Consider the following 23,286-nt stretch of genomic DNA (forward strand, 5'->3'; position numbering starts at 1 on the left):
TTTTGGACCTGTCGCTGTCCGCAGCGGCAGGTCGATGTCGCAACAAGGAGTGGTACTGGCCACGCCCCTTCGCCGCCGAGGGGGCGTGGCCAGGCCCGCTTTCGCCATCTACGCGCGGCCGCAGCATGACCGACGCGTTTCGCTTACAGGAGTGCAGTTCCCATGACGACCGATAGCCGCCAGTTCGCGGCTCCATCCCGCCGCCACGCCGGAGCTGCACCCAGGAGCCGAATGCTCGCGTTCGCTCTGTTGCTCGCGCTGCCCGCGCTGCACGTCAACGCGGCGCAATCGCCCACCGCCCCTACCGCCACCACGCTCAGCCCCGAGGCGATCGACCAGCAGTGGCTCGATGCCACCGCTGCCTATGCGCCCGAACGCGAACGTCTGGTGCGCGAAGCCGAAGCCGGCGCGCGCAAGGGCCCGTTCCGTCCCGACTGGGCCGCTCTGAAGGCGTATCAATCGCCGGCGTGGTACGACAACGCCAAGTTCGGCATCTTCATCCACTGGGGCGTGTTCTCGGTACCGGCGTTCGGCAGCGAGTGGTATTCGCGCAACATGTATCTGCAAGGCTCCAAGGAATTCGCCCATCACGTGGCGACCTACGGGCCGCAGGCGAGTTCCGGCTACAAGGATCTGATTCCCAAGTTCACCGCGCCCAAGTTCGACCCGAATGGCTGGGCCAAGCTGTTCCGGCAATCCGGCGCGCGCTATGTAGTGCCGGTGGCCGAGCACCACGACGGTTTTGCGCTGTACGACTCCAAGTTGTCCGACTGGACCGCAATGAAGATGGGGCCCAAGCGCGACCTGCTGGGCGAGTTGTCCAAGGCCATCCGCGCACAGGGGCTGCATTTCGGGCTGTCATCGCACCGTGCCGAACACAACTGGTTCTTCGATGGCGGGCGCACCTTCGATTCGGACGTCAACGATCCGCGTTACGCCGCGCTGTATGGTCCGGCGCAGGTGCGCCTGCCGGGCAAGGACGATGCCGATGTGGCCAACGACTGGACACCGGTCTCGCAGGCCTGGCTGGACGATTGGCTGGCACGCACCACCGAGTTGATCGACACCTATCAACCGGACCTGATCTATTTCGATTGGTGGATCGCCCACCCCACCTTCCGCCGCAGCCTGCCGACGATGCTGGCGTATTACTACAACCAGGGCGCGGCGCGTACCGAAGCAGACCGCGGCGTGGTGGTGAACTACAAGCTGGGCGCCTTCCCCGAAGGTGCAGGCACGCTGGATATCGAGCGCGGCCAGCTCACCGGCATCCACCCCACGCATTGGCAGACCGACACCTCGGTGAGCAACGCCTCGTGGGGCTATATCGAAAACGACACCTACAAGTCGCCCACCTTCATCATCCACATGCTGGCCGACGTGGTGGCCAAGAACGGCAACCTGATGCTCAACATCGGCCCGCGCGCCGATGGTTCGATTCCGGAGACCGAGCGCGGCATCCTGCTGGCGATCGGCAAGTGGCTCAAGACCAACGGCGGCGCGATCTACGACAGCAAGCCGTGGCGCGTGTATGGCGAAGGCCCCACCGAAGTGGTGGGCGGCACTTTCCAGGACATCAAGACCAAGCCGTACACGGCCGAGGATTTCCGCTTCACCACCCGCGATGGCGCGCTGTATGCGATCGAACTCGGCTGGCCCAGCAATGGCGAGGCGGTGATCCGCTCGCTCAAGGCCGCCGACGGCGTGCGCGCGGTGACCTTGCTGGCAAACGGCAAGAAGATCCCGTTCGAACAACGGGCCGACGGCCTGCATCTGCGCCTGCCGGCCAAGCCGGTTGGCGAAAGTGCCTATGTGTTCCGCATCGACCTCTCCTCCCCCACTCCCTGACGGATGTTGTCTTTCATGAGCAAGCGATTGACCTGGATGTTGCTCGCGCTGGCATTTGCCTGCGCCCCGGCCTTGGCCAAAAACCCCACGGCGTTGTTCTATCTGATGAACACGCAGAAATCGACCAACTCGTTCATTGCCAACGTCGACAAGATCGATGTGGTGGTGCCCACCTGGTACGGCGTGGACCAGAACGGCCTGGTCAACGGCACCCCCAACATGTACCTGTACGACATCGCCAAGCAGCACAAGCTGCGGGTGATGCCGATCCTGTCGATGACGACCGGTCGCGAAGGCTTCCACAAGCTGATGCATGACGAAGCCGCCAAGAAGCGCATGATCGAATCGCTGCTCATCCACGGCAAGCAGCACAAGTACTACGGCTTCCAGTTCGATTTCGAAAACATCGCCTGGACCGACCGCGACGCCTACACGCTGATGGTCAAGCAGACCGCAGATGCGCTGCACAAGGCCGGTTTCAAGATGTCGGTCGCCGTGGTGCCGAATGCACCGGGTCATGCCGAAGGCGGCCAGTTCTCCAAGTGGATGTGGGAATACTGGCGCGGTGCGTACGACCTCAAGGCGCTGGGCCAGGCGGTGGATCTGGTCAGCCTGATGACCTACGACCAGCATACGCGCTGGACCACGCCGGGCCCGGTCGATGGCATGGTGTGGATGAAGAAGCACCTGGATTACGCCATCACCCAGGTGCCGAAGGACAAGCTATCGCTGGGCATCGCCACCTACGGCTACCGCTGGTACACCGGCAACCCGGTGAAGGAAGACGGCACCGAGGCATCGAACATTTCCGCAACGTATATCGATGCAGACGAGTCATTCCCGCTGGCGCAGGAACAGAACGCCACCGTGCAGTGGGATCCGGTCGAGCAGGAATCGTGGTTCTACTTCTATCGCGACGACATGCGCGAGTGGGTGTTCCGCCCGGACGCGCGCAGCTTCAAGGCACGTTACGAGCTGACCAAGCAATACGGCCTGGAAGGCTTCAGCTGCTGGGTGCTGGGCGCCGAAGACCCGAAGGTGTGGGACGAGCTACCGACCGCGCAGCGCTAAGCGCAGCCGACGCTACGATGGCACAGTGATCAGGCGGGCGCAGCTGGTGCAAGGAATCGGACTGCGTGGCTGCATTCCGATTCCAGCGTTGCCCGCGCCCGTTTTGCAGCGACCGACGCCCCTGACGTGATCGCATGACCACGCGGTGCCCACGCTGCGCAGCGGGACCAAGCGTGCGCCAGTCACTGCGTCTTCCGACACGGCTTTGCTACTGTGCGTGGCTGCCGTGTACCGCCGCCATACCGGGATGTGATTGCATGACGTCGAACTCCGCACCCACCGCACGCCTGACAGCCGTCGCGCCGTTCTCCTCGCGCCTGCTTGCGCTTGCGTTCGCAGCAGTGTCGCTGGCCGGCTGCGGTCAACGTGCGCCAGGCACCTCGCCGGCCGCTGCCACCGCCGGCGCACCTGCTGCCGCAACCGCAGACACTGCGGGTACCCCGTTGCCACTGATTCCCGCAGCAGTCGAGGTCAAACGCGGTAGCGGCAGCTTCACGGTGGGCGCCGGCACGGTGATCTCGATCGTACCCGGCGATGCCGATGCACGCCGCAGTGCCGAACATCTGGCCGATTTGCTGCAACGCACACGCGGGCTGCGGTTGGAAGTGCGCGCCGAAACCAGCGCATCGCCGGGCAGCATCCGCCTGGAGCGCAGCGCGCAGGCGCCGGTAGCGCACAAGGAAGGCTACAGCCTGGAGGCCGACGCCAGGGGCGTGCGCATCGCCGCGCGCGATGGCGCCGGCTTGTTGTACGGCGCAATCAGCGCCTGGCAATTGATGACACCGGATGCACGCAAGGGCGAGGTCCGGCTGCCGGCGGTGACGATTCGCGACTGGCCGCGTTTCAGCTGGCGCGGCCAGCACCTGGATGTGGCCCGGCATTTCCATGATGTGGACACGGTCAAGCATGTGCTCGATACGATGGCCCTGCACAAGCTCAACGTGCTGCATTGGCATCTCACCGATGACCAGGGCTGGCGCATCGAGATCAAGCGCTATCCCAAGCTCACCGAGGTAGGCGCATGGCGCACACCGCCCGGCGCCGGCCAGCACGGCACGCCGCAGCGTTATGGCGGCTTCTACACCCAGGAACAGATCAGCGAGATCGTCGCCTATGCGGCGCGCCTGCATATCACCGTGCTGCCGGAACTGGACATGCCCGGCCATGCACAGGCAGCCGTTGCCGCCTACCCCGAAGAAGTGGGCGTACCCGGCGCACGCACGCAGGTGGGCGTGGACTGGGGCGTCAACCCGTACCTGTTCAACACCAGCGAACGTAGCCTGACCTTCATCACCAACGTGCTGGACGAAGTGCTGACCTTGTTCCCATCGACCTACATCCACATCGGTGGCGATGAGGCGGTGAAGGATCAATGGGAAGCCTCGCCGGCGGTGCGCGCGCAGATGCGCAAGCTCGGGGTCAAGGACGCGCATGCGATGCAGGGCTGGTTCAACGAACAGCTGGCGGCCTACCTCACCCAGCACGGCCGGCGCATGATCGGCTGGGATGAAATTCTGGAAGGCGGCGTGCCGGCCAGTGCGTCGGTGATGTCGTGGCGCGGCATCGAAGGCGCGGTGATTGCAGCACAGCAAGGCCATGATGTGGTGCTGGCGCCGGGCGACTGGCTGTATCTGGACAACCTGCAGACCACGCGCAGTGACGAACCGAACGGTCGCCTCACGGTGTTGCCGCTGTCGAAGGTCTACGCATTCGACCCGGTACCGGCCGAGCTCAGCGCCGAACAGGCCAGGCATGTACTGGGCGCACAAGGCGCGTTGTGGTCCGAATACATCCCCTCGCAGTGGCATGTGGATCACGCCTCGTTCCCGCGGTTATCTGCAATAGCGGAAGTGACCTGGTCGCCGCCGGCAGCGCGCAACTGGAACAGCTTTCTGGCCCGCATGCCGGCGCAGCTGCAGCGCTACAAGGCGCTGGGCATCGATTACAGCGACGGCGCCTTCGCTGCCGATATCGCGCTGGAAGGCGGACCCAATCCGGTGCTCGCCGGCGGGCCGGCCAAGGTGACACTGAGCACGCAAGCCGGCGCGGGCACGCTGCACTACACCATCGACGGCAGCGAGCCCACGCCGGCATCGCCGCGCTACAGCGCGCCGTTGACGATTCGCTTGCCGACCACGGTCAAGGCCACGGCGTTCGATGCGAACGGCACGCCGCTGGCGGCCACGCGCAGCCGTACCTTCGATCGCGCCAGTTTGTTGCGGGTGGATACGCAGGGACTGCAGCACTGCGTCGAAACCGGCGCGCTCGGCTTGCGGCTGCCGCTGCTGCCGGAGATGACCGGCGCCGACACGCCGGTGTACAACGTCGACCTGTTCCATGCCTGCCGCCTGTATCCGCAGGCACGGCTGGACGGTATCGGCGCAATCCGCATCGACGCCGCACGCCTGCCCAACAACTTCGGCCTGGCGCACGAGCAATCCAAGGTCGTGCAATACCCGGCCAAAACCCGCGGCGGTGAGCTGGAAGTGCGTCTGGGCTGCGACGGCGATCTGATCGCCAGCGTGCAGCTGCCGCGCAGCGACACCCTGGGCGAACAATTCACCCTGGAAACCGCACTGCCTGCACGCACCGGCATCCACGATCTCTGCCTGCGCTTCACCGCGCCGATCCGCGGCCCCCTGTATGCCATCGGCGCCGTCCAACTGATTGAAACCACTGCGCAGGCGCCCCCCGCCGCCACGCGCTGAGCCACCCTAGGAGAGTCACGCATGCCCCTGTCCCGTCATCGTTTTGTTCCCGCCCCCGCCCGTCTCGGGCTTGCCCTGGCCTTCGCTATCTCGCAGGCCTGGGCAGCACCGCCGACGGCAGTGAATCTGGACAGCGGCTGGCAGGTGCGGCTGGTGCCGGGTCAGGAGCAGGGCAAGACGTATCCGAAGGCAGCGGCGTGGCTGCCGGCGCAGGTGCCCGGTGCGGTGCAGACCGACCTGATCGCCGCCAAGATCGTGCCCGACCCGTTCTATCGCGATAACGAAGGCAAGATCCAGTGGGCGGGCCTGAGCGATTGGCAGTACCAGACCCGTTTCAATGTCGATGCGGCCACACTCAAGCGCGAACATGTCGAGCTGGTGTTCGACGGCCTGGACACGTTTGCCGAGGTCACCCTCAATGGCAAGCAGCTGCTCAGCGCCGACAACATGTTCCGGCAGTGGCGCGTGGATGCGAAATCCTTGCTCAAGCGTGGCGATAACGTGCTCGAGGTCAAGCTGTATTCGCCGATCAAGAAGATCCAGCCGTGGCTGGCCAAGCAACCGTATGCGCTGCCGGGCGCCTACGATTCGGCGTTCGGGGACGAGCCGGAGGCACGCCACAGCTCTACCTACGTGCGCAAGGCGCCGTACAACTTCGGTTGGGATTGGGGCCCGCGCATGGTCAATGCCGGCATCTGGAAGGATGTGCGCGTGGAAGCGTGGGACGCCGTGCGGGTGGATGGGCTGCATATCGCCCAGCAACGCGTGGATGCCGATAGCGCGCAATTGCAGGCGCAGCTGGAACTGCAGGCCGGCCGCAGCGGGCCGGTGCAGGTGACGCTGGATGTACTGGGCCCGGATGGGCAAAAAGTCGGCCAGTTCACCCAGGACGCGGTCGTCGACCCGGGCCAGAACCGCATCGACCTGGCGGTGCGCATCGCCAAGCCCAAGCGCTGGTTCCCGACCGGCTACGGCGCGCAGGACCGCTACACCTTCGTGGCCAACGTGCGCGATGCCGATGGCGACAGCCAGCAGATCAAGCGGGTCACCGGCCTGCGGTCGGTGGAGCTGCGCCGCGAAAAAGACCAGTACGGCAAGAGCATGGAGATCGTGATCAACGGCATCCCGATCTTCGCCAAGGGGGCCAACCTGATTCCGCTGGATGCCTTCCCCGCACGTGTCACGCACGCGCGCATGCGCAGCACCTTGCAGGACGCGCGCGATGCCAACATGAACATGCTGCGCATGTGGGGCGGCGGGCATTACCAGGACGACTATTTTTACGACGTCGCCGACGAGCTTGGCATCATGATCTGGCAGGACTTCATGTTCGGCGGCGCGGTGCCGCCGTACGACGTGGAGTTCCGCGAGAACACCCGGCAGGAGGCGATCGAACAGGTCAAGCGGCTGCGCGATCACCCCAGCATCGTGTTGTGGTGCGGCAACAACGAAGTGCAGACCGGCTGGGAAAACTGGGGCGACCGGGTCAAGTTCAAGCAGTCGGTGGACCCGGAAGAACGCGCCCGCATCGAACGCGGCATGACCACCTTGTTCGGCACCGTATTCCGTGAAGTGGTGGCCACCTACGATAACGACGCGCCGTACTGGGCCACCTCGCCGGGCACCGATTTCGATGGCGCGGCCGACCAGACCAACGATGGCGACATGCATTACTGGAAGGTGTGGGGCGGCCCTGCCCTGCCGGTCACCGAATACCTCAACGTCACCCCGCGCTTCATGTCCGAGTACGGCCTGCAGTCGTTCCCCGATATGCGCACCGTGCGGGCGTTTGCCGAGCCCGGCGACATGGATCCGGAATCGCCGGTGATGCGCGTGCATCAGAAGTTCGACAAGGGCAACGGCAACAAGCGGCTGATGCTGTACATCCGCCGCGAATTCGGCGAGCCCAAGGATTTCGACAGTTTCGTCTACCTGAGCCAGCTGATGCAGGCCGAAGGCATCAACATCGCCGCTTCGCATCTGCGTGCCTCTCGCCCGCAGTCGATGGGTTCGCTGTACTGGCAGCTCAACGATGTGTGGCCGGGCGCGTCGTGGTCCAGCGTGGATTACTACGGCCGCTGGAAGGCGCTGCATTACCACGCACGGCGCTTCTACGCGCCGGAAATGATCGCCGCATTGCGCAACGACAAGGGCCAGACCGAGGTGTCGCTGGTCTCCGACCGCACCACCCCGCTGGCAGCGCGCTGGCGCATGCGAGTGATGGGCATGGATGGCAAGGTGCTGAGCAAGCGCGAAGAAAAAGCCAGCGTCAAACCGCTGAGCAGCCTGCAGGTGGGCAACTTCAGCGACAAGCAATTGCTGGGCAGCGCCGATCCCAAGCGCACCTACGCGGTGTTCGAGCTGCTCGACGGCGACACGTTGCTCTCGCGCGAGGTGGTGTTCTTCGCGCCGGCCAAGCAGCTTGCATTGCCGGCCGCGAAGATCGACAGCCAGTGGCGTGCCGATGGCGATGGCTACGCACTCACCCTGACCAGCAACACGCTGGCGCGCGAGGTGTGGCTGTCGTTCGGCGATGTGGATGCCACGCTGTCGGACAACGCCTTCGACCTGCTGCCGGGTGAGCCACTGACCGTGCGGGTGAGCAGCAAGGCGGCACTGGCGCAGTTGCAATCCACGCTGCAGGTGCGCGACCTGGCCGCCACGCTGGCTGGCGCGCCGCCGGAGCCTGCCGAAGCAAAGTAAACCGCCAGGAACAGGTCTCAGCAGACGACGCAGCACGCGCGTAAGCACGCTGCTTTATCCGCGAAGACCGCATGTAGCGCTGACGGCTCCATGCAATGCATCGCACGCAAGGCAGTCAGCGATTTGTAATGACCACTGCCCGCAGCATCACTGCGGGCGACCCAAGCGCAACGCGTGACGGCCATGGCCGCCGCGCAGGAGTGAACCGATGTCGTTGTCCGTCTTTCCGTGCCGTCTTGCCGCTGCACTCAGTGTGAGCCTGGCCCTGCCGCTCATCGCTGCACCGGCAGTGGCCGCAAAAAACACCGATGCAACGCCCGAACAGCGCGCCGCCGCCCTGGTCGCGCAAATGAGCCGCGAAGAAAAAGTGGCCCAGGCCATGAACGATGCACCGGCGATTCCGCGCCTGGGCATCCCCGCCTACGAGTGGTGGAGCGAAGGCCTGCACGGCATCGCGCGCAACGGCTACGCCACGGTGTTTCCGCAGTCGATTGGCCTGGCGGCGAGCTGGAATACCCGCCTGATGCAGCAGGTGGGCACGGTGGTGTCCACCGAAGCGCGCGCCAAGTTTAACCAGGCCGGTGGTCCGGGCAAGGACCATAAACGCTACGCCGGTCTTACCATCTGGTCGCCCAACATCAACATCTTCCGCGACCCGCGCTGGGGCCGTGGCATGGAAACCTACGGCGAAGATCCGTTTCTCACCGGGCAGATGGCGGTGGGCTTTATCCGCGGCCTGCAGGGCGAGGACCTCAACCATCCACGCACGATCGCCACGCCCAAGCACATCGCGGTGCACAGCGGCCCCGAGCCGGGCCGGCATGGCTTCGATGTGGATGTCTCGCCACGCGATGTGGAAGCGACCTATACGCCGGCCTTCCGCGCTGCCATCGTCGAAGGACAGGCCGGCTCGGTGATGTGTGCGTACAACTCGCTGCACGGCACCCCGGCGTGCGCGGCCGACTGGTTGCTCAACGGCCGCGTGCGCGGCGACTGGGGCTTCAAGGGCTTTGTGGTGTCCGATTGCGATGCGGTCGACGACATGACCCAGTTCCATTATTTCCGCCCGGACAACGCCGGCTCGTCGGCCGCCGTGCTCAAGGCCGGGCACGATCTCAACTGCGGGCATGCCTATCGCGAACTCGGCACGGCGATCGCGCGCGGCGAAGTGGACGAAGCCTTGCTCGACCAATCGCTGGTGCGCCTGTTTGCCGCCCGCTACCGCCTGGGCGAGCTGGAGGCCCCGCGCAAGGACCCGTACGCGCGGCTCGGCGCGAAGGACGTGGACAACGCAGCGCATCGTGCGCTGGCCTTGCAGGCGGCCGCCGAGTCGATCGTGCTGCTGAAGAACGATGCCAACACGTTGCCGCTCAAGGCCGGCACGCGGCTGGCGGTGATCGGCCCGAATGCGGACGCACTGGCTGCATTGGAGGCCAACTATCAGGGTACCTCGTCCGCGCCGGTGACGCCGCTGCTGGGCCTTCGTCAGCGCTTCGGTGCGCAGCAGGTGAGCTACGCACAAGGCGCACCGTTGGCTGCCGGCGTGCCCGGCATGATCCCGGAGACGGCACTGCGCAGCGATGGCAAGCCGGGACTGCGTGGCGAATATTTCGACAACGTCGACATGAGCGGTGCTGCACGCGTGGTGCGGCAGGACCGCACGGTGAGCTTCAACTGGGATCAGGTCGCCCCGGCAAAGGGCGTACCGGCCGACCGCTATGCCGTGCGCTGGAGCGGCGAGCTGCTGCCACCCAGCGCTGGCGATTACACCCTGGCAGTGCGCGTGGCGCGTTGCTTCGACTGCAGCGGGCACGACCCGGTACGCCTGTATATCGACGACAAGCTGGTGGTTGCCGGCAACGCCGAAGACAAGCACGTGCCGGCCGGCATGCACAACGCCGACGGCCGGAGCGTGGAAACCGTGCTGCATTTCGACGACACCCGCCCACGCAAGATTCGCCTGGAAATGGAGCATCGCGGCCAGGATCAGGGCGTGCGCCTGGAATGGCTGGCTCCTGCCGCCGCGCAACTGGCCGAAGCCGAGCAGGCCGTGGCACAGGCAGACGCTGTGGTCGCCTTCGTTGGCCTGTCGCCGGATGTGGAAGGCGAAGAGTTGCGGATCGATGTTCCCGGCTTCGACGGTGGCGACCGCAACGACATCGCCCTGCCCGCCCCGCAGCAAGCGCTGCTCGAACGGGCAAAGGCGTCCGGCAAACCGCTGGTGGTGGTGCTGATGAGCGGCAGCGCGGTGGCCTTGAACTGGGCCAAGACGCATGCCGATGCGATCGTGGCCGCGTGGTACCCGGGCCAGTCCGGCGGCACCGCGATCGCGCGCATGCTGGCCGGCGACGACAATCCCGGCGGTCGCCTGCCGGTGACCTTCTACCGCTCCACCAAGGACCTGCCGGCCTACGTCAGCTACGACATGAAGGGCCGCACCTACCGTTACTTCAAGGGCGAGCCGCTGTTTGCGTTCGGCTATGGCCTGAGCTACACCCGCTTTGCCTATGACGCGCCGCAGCTGTCCACCACCACGCTGCAAGCCGGCAGTTCGCTGCAGGTAACCACGACCGTGCGCAATACCGGTGCACGTGCCGGCGACGAAGTGGCGCAGGTGTATCTGCAATATCCGGACCGTCCGCAGTCCCCGTTGCGCAGCCTGGTCGGTTTTCAGCGCGTGCATCTTGCAGCGGGCGAGCAACGCACGCTGACCTTCAACCTGGATGCACGCGCGTTGAGCGACGTGGATCGCAGCGGGCAGCGCGCGGTGGAAGCCGGCAACTACACGTTGTTCGTCGGCGGCGGGCAGCCGGGTACCGGCGCGGCCGGCAATACCGCGCCGTTTTCGATCCAGGGGCGTTCGCCGTTGCCGAAGTAGGCGCCGCATCGCGCTGACGCACGCAGTCGCCGGCCATGCCGGAGCAGGTGGACAACAGCGGCGCGGGTGTCGATGGCGTGTCGACGAGGCACCATGCTGCCGGAGGCAGCGACGTGCATGCCTACGCGCCCTTGTCGGCGTGTTGATTGGCACTGACGATGCCGCTGGAGGGCGGCCGGACGAGTGCCGACGTGCGGGCTGCAGGCCGGAGGTCGTGGTGCCCAGCGTGGCGTTGTCGAAGGCGGTTTGCGGCCCGCATCCAGAAGGGCAGACCGCGGACCGGCCCGCGACTGCGCCATCGAATAGTCCACATGCGGCAACGAATTGTGCGACCGCACTATGCACATTCGGCGCACACGTTGTATGGTCATCGGGAATTGGTCATGCATAGGTCTCATCCTCAGCCGGCAGGTCGCGCGGCTCTGGAGCGGCACTGGCGTGCGGGCCTGCTGTCGACATCCAAGGAGTTCCAGGTCATGCATACCCGCCGCGACATCCTTCAGTTGCTCGGCGCTAGCGCTGGTGCCGGCTTGCTGGCCAGCGCCCTGCCCGCGTTCGCGGCCGCGCCCGCCACCGGCGCGTCCAGTGCAACCGGCCGCTTTGTCAGCAAGCGTCCGCCCAGGGCGCAGCGCCGCTTCGTCAGCAAGGCGGTCGAGCAGCAGATCGCGCAGATCAAGGCGCGCATCGCCGACCCCGAACTGGCCTGGCTGTTCGAGAACTGCTACCCCAACACGCTCGACACCACCGTGGAAACCGGCACCCGCAACGGCAAGCCGGACACCTTCGTCATCACCGGCGACATCCACGCGATGTGGCTGCGCGACTCGTCCGCACAGGTGCACCCGTACGTGCCGCTGGCCAGGCGCGACCCGGCGTTGCGGCGCATGTTCCATGGCCTGATCCAGCGCCAGGCTGCGTGCATCACGCTCGACCCCTATGCCAACGCGTTCCTGCCCGACGGCCAGACCCAGCGCCTGAAGTGGTCGCTCAACGACATCACCGAAATGAAGCCGGGCGTGGGCGAGCGCAAGTGGGAAGTGGATTCGTTGTGCTACCCCATCCGCATTGCGCACGAATACTGGCGCGCCACCGGCGACACCGCACCGTTCGACGACGACTGGCGCGCGGCAATGCACGTGGTGGTCAAGACCTTCCGCGAGCAGCAGCGCAAGGACAACCGCGGCCCGTACGTGTTCCAGCGGCCCTCGCCACTGGCCACCGAAACCCTGGTGCTGGAAGGCTACGGCCAGCCGACCAAGCCCAACGGCATGATCCACTCGATGTTCCGCCCCTCCGACGATGCCTGCGTGTTTCCATTGTTCGTGCCGGCCAACCTGTTCGCAGTCACCTCGCTGCGGCAGCTGGCCACGATGAGCACGGCCTTGCATCGCGACACCGCCTTCGCCGCCGAGTGCACCGCGCTGGCCGACGAAGTGGAAACCGCCACCCGCCGGTTCGGCCAGCAGCGCGATGCCGACGGGCAGGCGTACTGGGCGTTTGAAGTGGACGGCTTCGGTAACCAGTTATTCATTGACGACGCCAATGCACCCGGTCTGCTCAGCCTGGCCTACCTGGGCTGCTGCGATCGCGCCGACCCGGTGTTCCTGCGCACGCGCCAGCTGGCCTGGAGCGAACGCAACCCGTATTTCTCGCGCGGCAAAGCGGCCGAAGGCGTCGGCAGCCCGCACAGCGGCATGGGCACGATCTGGCCGATGTCGATCATTCAGTACGCGCTGGTCAGCGACGACGACGCGCAACTGCGCCAATGCCTGCAATGGTTGAAAACCACCCACGCCGGCACCGGCTTCATGCACGAGGCCTTCGACAAGGACAACCCGAGCACCTTCACCCGCGACTGGTTCGCCTGGGCCAATACCTTGTTCGGCGAACTGATCATCGACCTGCATCAACGCAAACCCCAGCTGCTGCGTAGCGCCTGACCTTCCCCTCTCCCATCGGGACCTCGGTCCCCTTCATGGGGAGAAAGTGCCCGAAGGGCGGATGAGGGTACGGCGCACCCACCTCGCGACATCAGAGATCACACACATGGCAACACGACGCGGTTTTCTCCAAGGCGCCATCGCCGCAGCCCTGTTTGGCAGCGTCGGTCTGCCCGGCCTGGCGCGCGCGCGCGCCGGCAATTACGCGCTTCCGGCCGACGCGCGTGCCCGCGCCGACCTCACCCGGCATGTGGATGTGTTCATCGGCACCGGCGGCCACGGCCATACCTTCCCCGGCGCCACGCTGCCGTTCGGCATGGTGCAGCTCAGCCCGGACACCTATAACGCGGTGTGGGATTCGTGCTCGGGGTATCACGAGTCCGATGGCTCGATCATGGGCTTCTCGCACACGCACCTGTCCGGCACCGGCATCGGCGACATGCTGGACGTCCTGCTGGTGCCCGCCACCGGCGAGGTCAAACTGGTGCCCGGCCCGCTCGACAACCCGGATGCCGGCTACCGCTCGCGCTACGACCACGCCGACGAAGCCGCATCGCCCGGTTACTACCGCGTGCGCCTCAAGGACAGCGGCGTGCATGCCGAACTCACCGCCACCGCGCGGGCCGGCCTGCACCGCTATCACTTCCCCAAGGGCAAACCCGCGCACGTGTTGCTGGACCTGTGCCACGGCATGCAGGACAAGCCGGAAATTGCCACCCGCGTGAGCGATGCGCAGCTGCGCGTGGTCGACGAACGCACCCTCACCGGCGGACGCCGCGTCTACCAATGGGCCAAGGGCCGCTACATCTATTTCGCCATGCGCCTGTCGCGCCCGTTCAAGCACGTGCAGCTGTACAACGAAGACCAACCGCTGCCCGCCGGCACGCGCAGCACCGACGGCACCCACCTCAAGGCCGCGTTGCATTACCCCGATGCCGCCGATGCCCCGCTGCTGATCAAGGTCGGCATCTCGGCCGTCAGCGCCGACAATGCATTGGCCAATCTGGACGCCGAATTGCCGGACTTCGACTTCGCGCGCGTGCATGCGCAAGCGGTCGCCGCCTGGGAAAAGGAACTGGCCCGCGTGCGCATCGACCGCGATGACGACGCGCAACGGCGCATCTTCTACACCGGCCTGTATCACAGCCTGCTGGCGCCCACGCTGTTCTCCGATGTGGACAACCGCTACCGCGGCATGGACCTGCAGATCCACACCGCGCCGAAGGGCTACAACAACTACAGCACCTACTCGCTGTGGGACACCTACCGCGCCGCCCATCCACTGCTCACGCTGGTCCAGCCCGAGCGCGTGCCGGACCTGGTGCAATGCCTGGTGCGCGGCGCCAACGAATGCCCGGACGGCGTGGGCATCTGGCCGCTGCAGGGCGTGGAGACCGGCTGCATGATCGGCTATCACTCCGCCGTGGTGCTGGCCGAGGCGCATGCCAAGGGCTTTACCGGGATCGACTACAAGGCCGCCTGGCCGGCGTACCGCAAGCGTGCGATGGACGACACCACCCACGGCCTGGGCGAGTACCGCAGGCTCGGTTACATCCCCGCAGACAAAGTGGACGAATCGGTCAGCCGCACGCTCGAATACGCCTACGACGACTGGGCCTGCGCACACCTGGCGCAGGCCGCCGGCGCCAGCGCCGATGCACGCGCATTGCGCAAACGCTCGCGCAACTACCGCAACGTGTTCAATCGCGACAGCGGCTTCGTGCAGGCACGGCTTGCCGACGGCAGCTGGGCCACACCGTTCGACCCGCGCGGAATGGGCCACATCGCCAAGTGGCGCGATTTCACCGAATCCAACGCCTGGCAGGCCACCTTCCTCAACCAGCACGATCTGTACGGCTACATGGATTTGTACGGCGGCCGCGACGGTTTCGTCGCCAAGCTGGACGAGCTGTTTTCCACCAGTTCCGAACTGCCCGCCGATGCACCGCCGGATATCGACGGCATGGTCGGCCAGTACGCGCATGGCAACGAGCCCAGCCACCATGTGGCGTATCTGTTCGCCTATGCCGGCCAGCCGTACAAGACCCAAGCGATGGTGCGCCGGTTGCTGCGCGAGCAGTATCACGACGCGCGCAACGGCCTGTCCGGCAACGAAGACTGCGGGCAGATGAGCGCCTGGTTCGTGCTCAGTGCACTGGGGCTGTATGCGGTGGATCCGGTCAGCGGCAACTACATCGTGGGCAGCCCCTTGTTCAAGCGTGCCACGCTGGACGTGGGCAATGGCCGCACGCTGCGCATCGTGGCCAAGGACAACAGCGCGCAGAACGTTTACGTGCAGTCGCTGACCTTCAACGGCAAATCGCTCACCCGCGCCTGGCTACGTCACACCGAGCTGGCCGCCGGCGGCACGCTGGAGTTTGCGATGGGGCCCAAGCCTAACCCGGCCTTCGGCGCAGACAAGAAGGATCTGCCACCGTCGTTCGCGTAATGCCAGTACGTCGCTTGCACAAGCGGCGCGTTCGGTGCTTGCTGCGCGAATGGGGAACGCCCTTTCCCGTGTACGCAAACAGGGATCGCTTGTTCATTTGCCAGTGGAAGTTGCTTTCTCATTCCGCAGGCGGGGATTGCTCTTCCCTTCTCCCGCAAGCGGGCATTGCTCTTCCTTCTCCCGCAAGCGGGAGAAGGTGCCCGCAGGGCGGATGAGGGCAGAACGCGAGCACCGCCGCCTGCCATCCACCCGCACCACCGGCCCACCTACATCGAGACCTCCATGCTGCGTACCACTCTTGCTCCCCTGGTTCTGGCCCTGGCGCTCGCGCTTCCCGTCGCCGCTGCCACACCCGAGCCCTGGCCCGCCTTCGGCACGCAGGGCACGCAGTTCGTGCGCGACGGCAAGCCGTATCAAGTGCTCTCCGGCGCCATCCATTTCCAGCGCATTCCGCGCGCCTACTGGAAAGACCGCCTGCAAAAAGCGCGTGCCCTGGGCTTGAACACCGTAGAGACCTACGTGTTCTGGAACCTGGTGGAACCGCAGCAAGGCCAGTTCGATTTTTCCGGCAACAACGATGTGGCCGCGTTCGTGCGCGAAGCCGCCGCGCAGGGCCTCAACGTCATCCTGCGGCCCGGCCCTTACGCCTGCGCAGAGTGGGAAGCCGGCGGCTACCCGGCCTGGTTGTTCGGCAAGGGCAATATTCGCGTCCGCAGCCGCGATCCGCGCTTTCTCGCCGCCAGCCAGTCCTATCTGGATGCGTTGGCCAAACAGGTGCAGCCGCTGCTCAACCATAACGGCGGGCCGATCATCGCCGTGCAGGTCGAGAACGAATACGGCTCCTACGCCGACGATCACGCCTACATGGCCGACAACCGCGCCATGTACGTCAAGGCTGGCTTCGACAAGGCCTTGCTGTTCACCTCCGATGGCGCCGACATGCTCGCCAACGGCACCTTGCCCGACACCCTGGCGGTGGTGAACTTCGCACCCGGCGAGGCCAAGAGCGCATTCGACAAACTGATCAAGTTCCGCCCCGATCAACCGCGCATGGTTGGCGAATACTGGGCCGGGTGGTTCGACCATTGGGGCAAGCCGCATGCCGCAACCGATGCCAGGCAACAGGCCGACGAGTTCGAGTGGATCCTGCGCCAGGGCCACTCGGCCAATCTCTACATGTTCATCGGCGGCACCAGTTTCGGCTTCATGAATGGCGCCAATTTCCAGAACAATCCCAGCGACCACTACGCGCCGCAGACCACCAGTTACGACTACGACGCCATCCTCGACGAAGCCGGCCACCCCACGCCCAAATTCGCGTTGATGCGCGATGCCATCGCCCGCGTGACCGGCGTGCAACCGCCCGCATTACCGGCACCGATCGCCACCGCCACGCTGCCGGCCACGCCGCTGCGCGAATCGGCCTCGCTCTGGGACAACCTGCCCGCGCCGATCGCCATCGACACCCCGCAGCCGATGGAACAGTTCGGCCAGGATTATGGCTACATCCTCTACCGCACCACGGTCACTGGCCCGCGCAAGGGCCCGCTGTATCTGGGCGACGTGCGCGATGTGGCACGCGTGTACGTGGATCAACGGCCGGTCGGCAGCGTTGAGCGGCGTTTGCAGCAGGTGTCGCTTGAGGTAGAGATTCCTGCAGGCCAGCACACCCTGGATGTGCTGGTCGAAAACAGCGGCCGCATCAACTACGGCACGCGCATGGCCGACGGCCGCGCCGGGCTGGTGGACCCGGTGCTACTGGACAACCAGCAGCTCACCGGCTGGCAGGCCTTCCCGCTGCCGATGCGCACGCCCGACAGCATCCGCGGCTGGACCCGCAAGGCAGTGCAAGGCCCGGCGTTTCACCGCGGCGCCCTGCGCATCGGCACGCCGACCGACACCTATCTGGACATGCGCGCCTTCGGCAAGGGCTTTGCCTGGGCCAACGGCGTCAACCTGGGCCGCCATTGGAACATCGGCCCGCAGACCGCGCTGTATTTCCCCGCGCCGTTCCAGCGCAAGGGTGACAACACGGTGGTGGTCTTCGACCTGGACGATGTCGCCACCCCCAGCGTGCGCGGCCTGAAGCAGCAGGTGTGGCTCACGCCGAAAGAGTGAGTCTTGCAAGGCGGCTGCAGACGCGTGCTCGCTCGCACAGCCGCCATCAGGTGGTGGACGCAGGGGCTACGGCAGCCGCCTGTTCGCGGATGCGTGCTGCCTGGACTTCGGTCGCCAGCAGCGTGCCGCGCACATGGGTGGTGTGCTGACGGGCCTGTTTCATGCAGAACCGGGCGAACCCTGCAACACCTTCTTGCGGCACGATCGCGTTCGAGGTCAGCACCCGGATCAGGCGCTGCTGCAAACCGGGCATCCTGGCGGCGGCGCGCGCCTGGCTTCGCACATCTGGGCTCGCCAGTTCCTGCTCGGCCATCTCCAGTTCCTGCAGCATCAGGCTGATCGCGCGCTGTTGGGTGGCGTCGCGCGTGCGCACCTGGTGCAATTGCGCCAGTAAACGTTCCGAAGCCTGATCGACCGTCGCCACCGGCGTTTGGTCATGAGAATGCGGATCATCGTGCACGTCGGGCTGCGGAAGGTCCGCCTGCGCGCTGAGCTTGGCGTCGAGATACTTCTTTTGCAGTTCAAGGCAGCATTGCATGTAGGCAATCTGCGACTTCACCGAGCCGGGCGTTTGCAGCCACTGCGCAAGCGCGGTTTCGGTCAGCACCGCGCTGTGCTTGGCATGGCTGCGCATCGCCTTGCCTCGCGCCTCCTGCGGCTTGCCGGTCAATACCGCGCGTCCATAGTTCGCTGCAGCGCGCAGGGCTGCATTGATGCGCCGACCCAGCGGCGCCGCAGGTGCCGGTCGACCCGAGCCCTTGCCCTGATCCGTCGAGCGCGGCTTGGCCGGATGCAATTTCTGCAGGTCGTCGGCACCGGCCTGCACAAACGCGTCCAGCGCCTTTTCCTGCCCGTCGATGCAGGCGTAGAGCGCGCTCCGCAACTCGAATCCATGGTGGGGCACCACGTCATCTGCTGCTGTTGCGCCCGACCTGTCGGCAGTCGAAGCGGCGGGTTCCGGCATTGCCGGTTGCGCATCACCTGCGGCAGAGGCGCCTTGGCGATGCTTCGGCTCCAGGCCGGGATCGGGTTCTGCAACGATATCGTCTTCATCGCTCCCCTCCGCTTCCTCCGCCACTGGCGTCAGTGCAACGTCCACCGCGGTTGGCGGCAACTGGTCGGCGACGTTGGGCGCTTCCCGGGATGGCGCACCCTCCGCCTCGCGTGCAGGCAACAGATCCGCCACCGCCAGCAGCGCGCGATCGACGCCGGGCATGTCCTCGGTCTGGTACCTGCGATAGCGCTTCTGCTTGCCGTGCGCCAGCAGGAACTGATGGCTGCCGACCCCCATCGTGGCCGCACCGAGCAGGCCTGCGCCGATGATCAGGCCGGTGCCCACCGGGGCGGCCACCGTGGCGCCGGCAACGACGGCCGCGCTGACGCCGACCTTGGTCAACGTACTGGCGGTGTAGGTGACTCCACCCACGACAAAGCCCTTGTTCCACTGGTTGAACCGATGCGCAAAGCGGTCGTACTTGCCCAACTTGGTGTTAACAAAGTGCTGGTAGCGCTGTGCGCCAGGACTGAGTTCGCCAGGTTCGAGATCTTGCAGGAAGCGCTGGACCCTGCCGACATCCACGGCAACACGCGTCCTTTCCCGACGCGACTGGTGCAGGAAGGTGCCCCCCAATGCGGTGGCCGCCACGCTCGCCAACGGCGCGAGCACGAAGCTGCCGGCGATGCCCGCCGCAGAGGCCGCACCTGCGGCCGCGGCACTGTGGCCCACCAGGCCCGCCGCATTTGCGCTCTTGCTGGCGATTGCCAGCCCGCCCTGGATGCCGAGTTCGCTCGCTGCCTTGGTGAAGATCACCCCGGCCGAGGCCATGGAGGTTGCGGCAATGGCGCCGTCCCGCGTATTTCGCCGCTGCAGGTAGGCGTTGGTCTCGATCGCCTCGCTCAGTGCATGCGCGTAAGCATTGGCAGCGCCTGCAGGCGCTGTCGTGCCCAAGGCGGATTGCAGTGTCGCCTGCTCCGCGCGCAGGCGGCGTTCCTGCTGCCGCAAGTGCGTGCGCTGCTCGGCAACTTCGCGGGTTTCCTTGTACGCGGCATAGATCGCAAGACTCGACAGCGGCAGCATCGCGCCGCTGATGCCCAGGCTCATCGCCAGATCGAATGTGCCTGCCGGCGCGCCTTCCTCGGCAAGGGCGTGCAGGACGCCGTCCTCCGCTGCATGCCCAACCACGTGCGGATCCGCCGGATGCCCGGCGTCGGCGTGTGGCCCATGGTGCCCTTCAGGCGTCGGCGCATGCGGGGCATCTGCAGCGTGCGGCTGTGCGGGATGCGGCGGATGGTGGCCATCCGGTGCCGCTGCATGCTCGGCCGGTGAGTGCTCGGGTGGATGCGCCGAATCCCCAGCGTCCGCGGACTGCTCGGGTTCGCCGCGGCGGGGAATGTCGTTGATCAATTCGGCCGTTTTGTCCGCGGTTCCATGCAAGGGGTCGGCCACGTACTTGGCGACCACGAAGACGTCATAGGCGGTCTCCGCTTCGGCAACCCGGGCATTGGCGTCTCCGTGGTGCGCTCGTCGCTCGCTCTCATCGCGGTGTGTGCGTCTGGGCAGTGGCCGGGTCTGCAGCACTTTCAACCCAAGTGGCCAACCCTGTCGATCTTGCGGCGATTCCGCTGCGGGCGGCGTTTCAACGGCCGCAGCGGAATCGCCTGTGACAAGGTGCTGTGCAGTGGATCGTTGGACACGCATGAGCAAACTCCAACCGGTGCGAAGCGGCGATGGTGCGCCTGTCCTCTCAAGCCAGTCTTGTTGCGACGAACACGCGATTCCGTAAACGAACTCTCCGGCCCAACCACGCGTGGCGCGATTTATCCCGGAGAAAGCCGGCCATTGGGTACCTCCACGCCGGATGGGCAAGATGCAAGACGTCGCACCGATGGGCTGGCGGAGTTGCTACTGCGCCACACAGGCGCGGGCACGGATCCTGCTGTTGATCTGCCGCGTTCTTGCACAACGCCCCCATCGCCTTGGGCCCTGTTGCGCAATCAGAAATAACCGCCGGAACAGTTTTCTGCCGATGGCGCTTTAGACCTGGCCGCGGCCGCCGTTATCAGAACGTCCGGTGCCGCTGCGCCGCCCGCATACCGTCGAGGTATCGGACGGCACAGATTCCAGGCAATATCACCGGCTGACTCCGTTACGGATGCGCTTGCTTGCGACGTAGACGGCTTGATTGCAGGTTCCAGGAGCGTTGCATGTCGTCGTCCACCGTTGCACAAGAGTCCGTTCCCGCCGTTGCCGAGCACACCCAGAACGCCTTCGCCGAGCAGATCCACAGCAAGCCCATGGGCAGTGCCGAAGCCGCACACCTGATGACGTTCCTGTGCCAGACCGAATCGGCCAAGAAGCCGCAAACGCTGCTGCCGCCGCAAGCGCGCGACGAGAACGCGGCCTGAGCGAGGTATTTGCGCAGGCAAGCATGGCGACAGCTGTGACGCTGTCGCCATCGGCGGTTACTTTGCAGTGTCGAACGAGGTGAGCACGGTGAGCAGACTGTTCAGATTCTCTGCGGCACCGCCTTGCGCAACGTTCTCGACATCTGCCGCGCAAGCGCCGGTATCGACACCGTAGGTCTGCATCACGCCTTGGTTGTTGGCCGCCTGCGCCAAGGGGGTTTGCTGCTGTTGTGCAGCGAGGGCATTCTGAAACAGGATGCCGGCCGAATGGGCCACGCTTTGGTAAATCGAACCCATCGCAAACGCTGGCGCTTCGCCAACGACCTTGACGTTGGCCTGGCTGACGGCATCGGTGATCTGCGGATTGACTGCGGTTGGAAAAGCCATCAATGCACTCCTGAGTGAATGGATGCACGGCGGTCTGCGTTGTACCGGCCCAGCGGGGCTAACAGCGCATCGCGGTCATGTCACCGCAACGCCCCGCTGACAAACCGCCACACCACGCTCGCGATGCCATCTCGATAGCGGCCGGCCCGCGCGCAACTCGACCCTCGCATCGCCACGCTTCAGCGCACGTCGCAACATCTGTGTGATCGTGCGCGCGTGCGCACAGTCGCGCCCAGTCAGGCCAAGTGCCACCAGCCAGTAGAGGCCGACGCAGAGCGGCCACATCGCTGTATGTCTGGCAGTGCAATTCGACCAAGCCGCCCGAAGGACGGACCACGTGGTATTTAAGAGATAATAAAAAGGTCTTTCAAACTTCGCACAGGACCGGACCACGATGCATCCGCCACGCCTGCTGAGCCGCCTCGTTGCGAGCCTTGCTGCAAGCCTGGGTGTAGTTGCTGCCCAAGCCCAATCGCCTGCGTCGCCGCCCTCGCCGATCGTGCTCAGCGAGTTCATCGCCGACCCGGCTCCTACCCCGCAAGCACACGCGTCCACCTTGCTGGAAACGCGCGATGGTCGCCTGTTGGCCGCCTGGTTCGGCGGCGAGCACGAAGGTGCGGCCAATGTCGGCATCTGGCTGGCTCAGCGCGGCCCGCAGCAATGGCAGACACCACGCCGCATTGCCGATGGCGCGCACGCAGGCGTGGATGGCGTTGCAGTGCCGGCATGGAATCCGGTGTTGTTCCAATCGACCACCGGGCCGGTGCAGCTGTACTACAAGCTCGGACCCACTCCGCGCCAATGGTGGGGGCTGCGTCTGCTTTCCACCGACGATGGCGCGCACTGGTCGCCACCGCAGCGGTTGCCCGACGGCATTCTCGGGCCGATCAAGAACAAGCCGGTGCAATTGCCGAACGGCCGCATCCTGGCGCCCAGCAGCAGCGAAGACCGCGGCTGGCGCGCGCACCTGGAATGGAGCGACGACGACGGCGCGCACTGGCAACGCGGCATGCCGCTCAACGATGCGAAGGCGATCGGTGCGATCCAGCCCAGCCTGCTGCTATATCCGGATGGCCGTCTGCAGGCGTTGGGCCGCAGCCAGCAAAACAAGCTTTTCAGCACGTTCTCGCTCGATGGCGGCCTGCATTGGCAGCCCATGCACTTGCTGGACGTGGAAAACCCGAACTCGGGCACCGACGCGGTGATGCTGCGTGACGGCCGTGCGTTACTGGTCTACAACCCCGCCATTGCCGGCAAGGACTGGTGGGACGGCCGCGGTACCCTGGCCGTTGCCGTCTCCAACGATGGCGTGCACTGGCAACGCGTGCTGACGCTGGAAGACAGCGCCCATGATGAATTTTCTTATCCGGCTGTGATCCAGACCCGCGATGGGTTGGTGCATGTCAGCTACACCTGGAAGCGGCGACGGATCAAGCATGTGGTGCTCGATCCCACGCGGTTCGGCGCATGCAGCCCCTGCCAGGCGCCCGCCCCCGCAACGCTGTCTGAGCGCTGCACAACGGCATGCGGCCACGCGGCTGATCCTTCGCCATGATGACGATGGCTTCGCGCCTCGGGATTCGCCCATCGCGTTGCGTGCCAATCATCGTCATCGAGCGACAGCCAAGACGAGGAATGCGATGCGACGCGTCGATCAACCACGCCCGCCGGGCACGCCTTTCGGACTGCGGGAGCAGACTACGTCCAATGCGGATGCGCCCGCGCGCACTGCCCCACCCGCACACCCCGCGCCCGAGCGCCCTACCGGCATGCTCGGCG

The 23,286-nt window shown here is 65.7% G+C and carries 12 protein-coding genes; 10 read left to right on the forward strand and 2 right to left on the reverse strand.

Annotation, left to right across the window (positions count from 1 at the left end; translation table 11 throughout):
• Positions 1 to 162 precede the first annotated feature (162 nt).
• The 8 genes from ACDH77_RS14680 (at position 163) to ACDH77_RS14715 (ending at position 17,715) form a co-directional block, all read left to right on the forward strand.
• Positions 163 to 1,848, forward strand: a complete 1,686-nt coding sequence (locus ACDH77_RS14680) for an alpha-L-fucosidase (protein ID WP_031423701.1) — start codon at positions 163 to 165, stop codon at positions 1,846 to 1,848.
• Positions 1,849 to 1,851: 3 nt separating this feature from the next.
• Entirely contained in the window at positions 1,852 to 2,919 is a 1,068-nt protein-coding gene (locus ACDH77_RS14685) for a glycosyl hydrolase family 18 protein (protein WP_014090759.1), read from the forward strand.
• A 257-nt stretch (positions 2,920 to 3,176) separates the two neighbouring features.
• A complete protein-coding gene (locus ACDH77_RS14690; protein ID WP_372353518.1) occupies positions 3,177 to 5,627 on the forward strand; it encodes a family 20 glycosylhydrolase in 2,451 nt (816 codons plus the stop codon).
• A 21-nt stretch (positions 5,628 to 5,648) separates the two neighbouring features.
• Positions 5,649 to 8,330 (forward strand): glycosyl hydrolase 2 galactose-binding domain-containing protein, encoded by a 2,682-nt coding sequence (locus ACDH77_RS14695; RefSeq protein ID WP_372353519.1) that lies wholly within the window; start codon positions 5,649 to 5,651, stop codon positions 8,328 to 8,330.
• Positions 8,331 to 8,538: 208 nt separating this feature from the next.
• Positions 8,539 to 11,208 (forward strand): glycoside hydrolase family 3 C-terminal domain-containing protein, encoded by a 2,670-nt coding sequence (locus ACDH77_RS14700; RefSeq protein ID WP_031423707.1) that lies wholly within the window; start codon positions 8,539 to 8,541, stop codon positions 11,206 to 11,208.
• Between the two features lie 476 nt (positions 11,209 to 11,684).
• The gene (locus ACDH77_RS14705) at positions 11,685 to 13,148 is read left to right on the forward strand and encodes a glycoside hydrolase family 125 protein (RefSeq protein ID WP_008572053.1); all 1,464 of its coding nucleotides are present in this window, start codon (positions 11,685 to 11,687) and stop codon (positions 13,146 to 13,148) included.
• 106 nt (positions 13,149 to 13,254) lie between these two features.
• Entirely contained in the window at positions 13,255 to 15,597 is a 2,343-nt protein-coding gene (locus ACDH77_RS14710) for a GH92 family glycosyl hydrolase (RefSeq protein ID WP_031423710.1), read from the forward strand.
• 282 nt (positions 15,598 to 15,879) lie between these two features.
• Entirely contained in the window at positions 15,880 to 17,715 is a 1,836-nt protein-coding gene (locus tag ACDH77_RS14715; protein ID WP_031423712.1) for a glycoside hydrolase family 35 protein, read from the forward strand.
• 46 nt (positions 17,716 to 17,761) lie between these two features.
• On the opposite strand, the gene xopK is transcribed toward ACDH77_RS14715, so the two are convergent.
• On the reverse strand, positions 17,762 to 20,413 hold the full coding sequence (gene xopK / locus ACDH77_RS14720; protein WP_268258118.1) for a type III secretion system effector XopK: 2,652 nt from the start codon (positions 20,411 to 20,413) through the stop codon (positions 17,762 to 17,764).
• A 506-nt stretch (positions 20,414 to 20,919) separates the two neighbouring features.
• Between xopK and ACDH77_RS14725 the strand changes: the two genes are divergently transcribed.
• Positions 20,920 to 21,120 carry a hypothetical protein gene (locus tag ACDH77_RS14725; protein ID WP_008572048.1) on the forward strand — a complete coding sequence of 67 codons (201 nt, stop codon included), beginning with the start codon at positions 20,920 to 20,922 and terminating at the stop codon, positions 21,118 to 21,120.
• 57 nt (positions 21,121 to 21,177) lie between these two features.
• Here the strand turns inward: ACDH77_RS14725 and ACDH77_RS14730 are convergent, their stop codons facing one another.
• Positions 21,178 to 21,507, reverse strand: a complete 330-nt coding sequence (locus tag ACDH77_RS14730; protein WP_031423716.1) for a RebB family R body protein — start codon at positions 21,505 to 21,507, stop codon at positions 21,178 to 21,180.
• A 394-nt stretch (positions 21,508 to 21,901) separates the two neighbouring features.
• On the opposite strand from ACDH77_RS14730, the gene ACDH77_RS14735 reads away from it, so the two are divergent.
• The gene (locus tag ACDH77_RS14735; protein ID WP_372353520.1) at positions 21,902 to 23,062 is read left to right on the forward strand and encodes an exo-alpha-sialidase; all 1,161 of its coding nucleotides are present in this window, start codon (positions 21,902 to 21,904) and stop codon (positions 23,060 to 23,062) included.
• Positions 23,063 to 23,286: the final 224 nt, after the last annotated feature.

Origin of the sequence: Xanthomonas axonopodis pv. maculifoliigardeniae (assembly GCF_041519315.1) — a bacterium.
In the GTDB taxonomy this organism is placed as follows: Bacteria; Pseudomonadota; Gammaproteobacteria; order Xanthomonadales; family Xanthomonadaceae; genus Xanthomonas; species Xanthomonas euvesicatoria.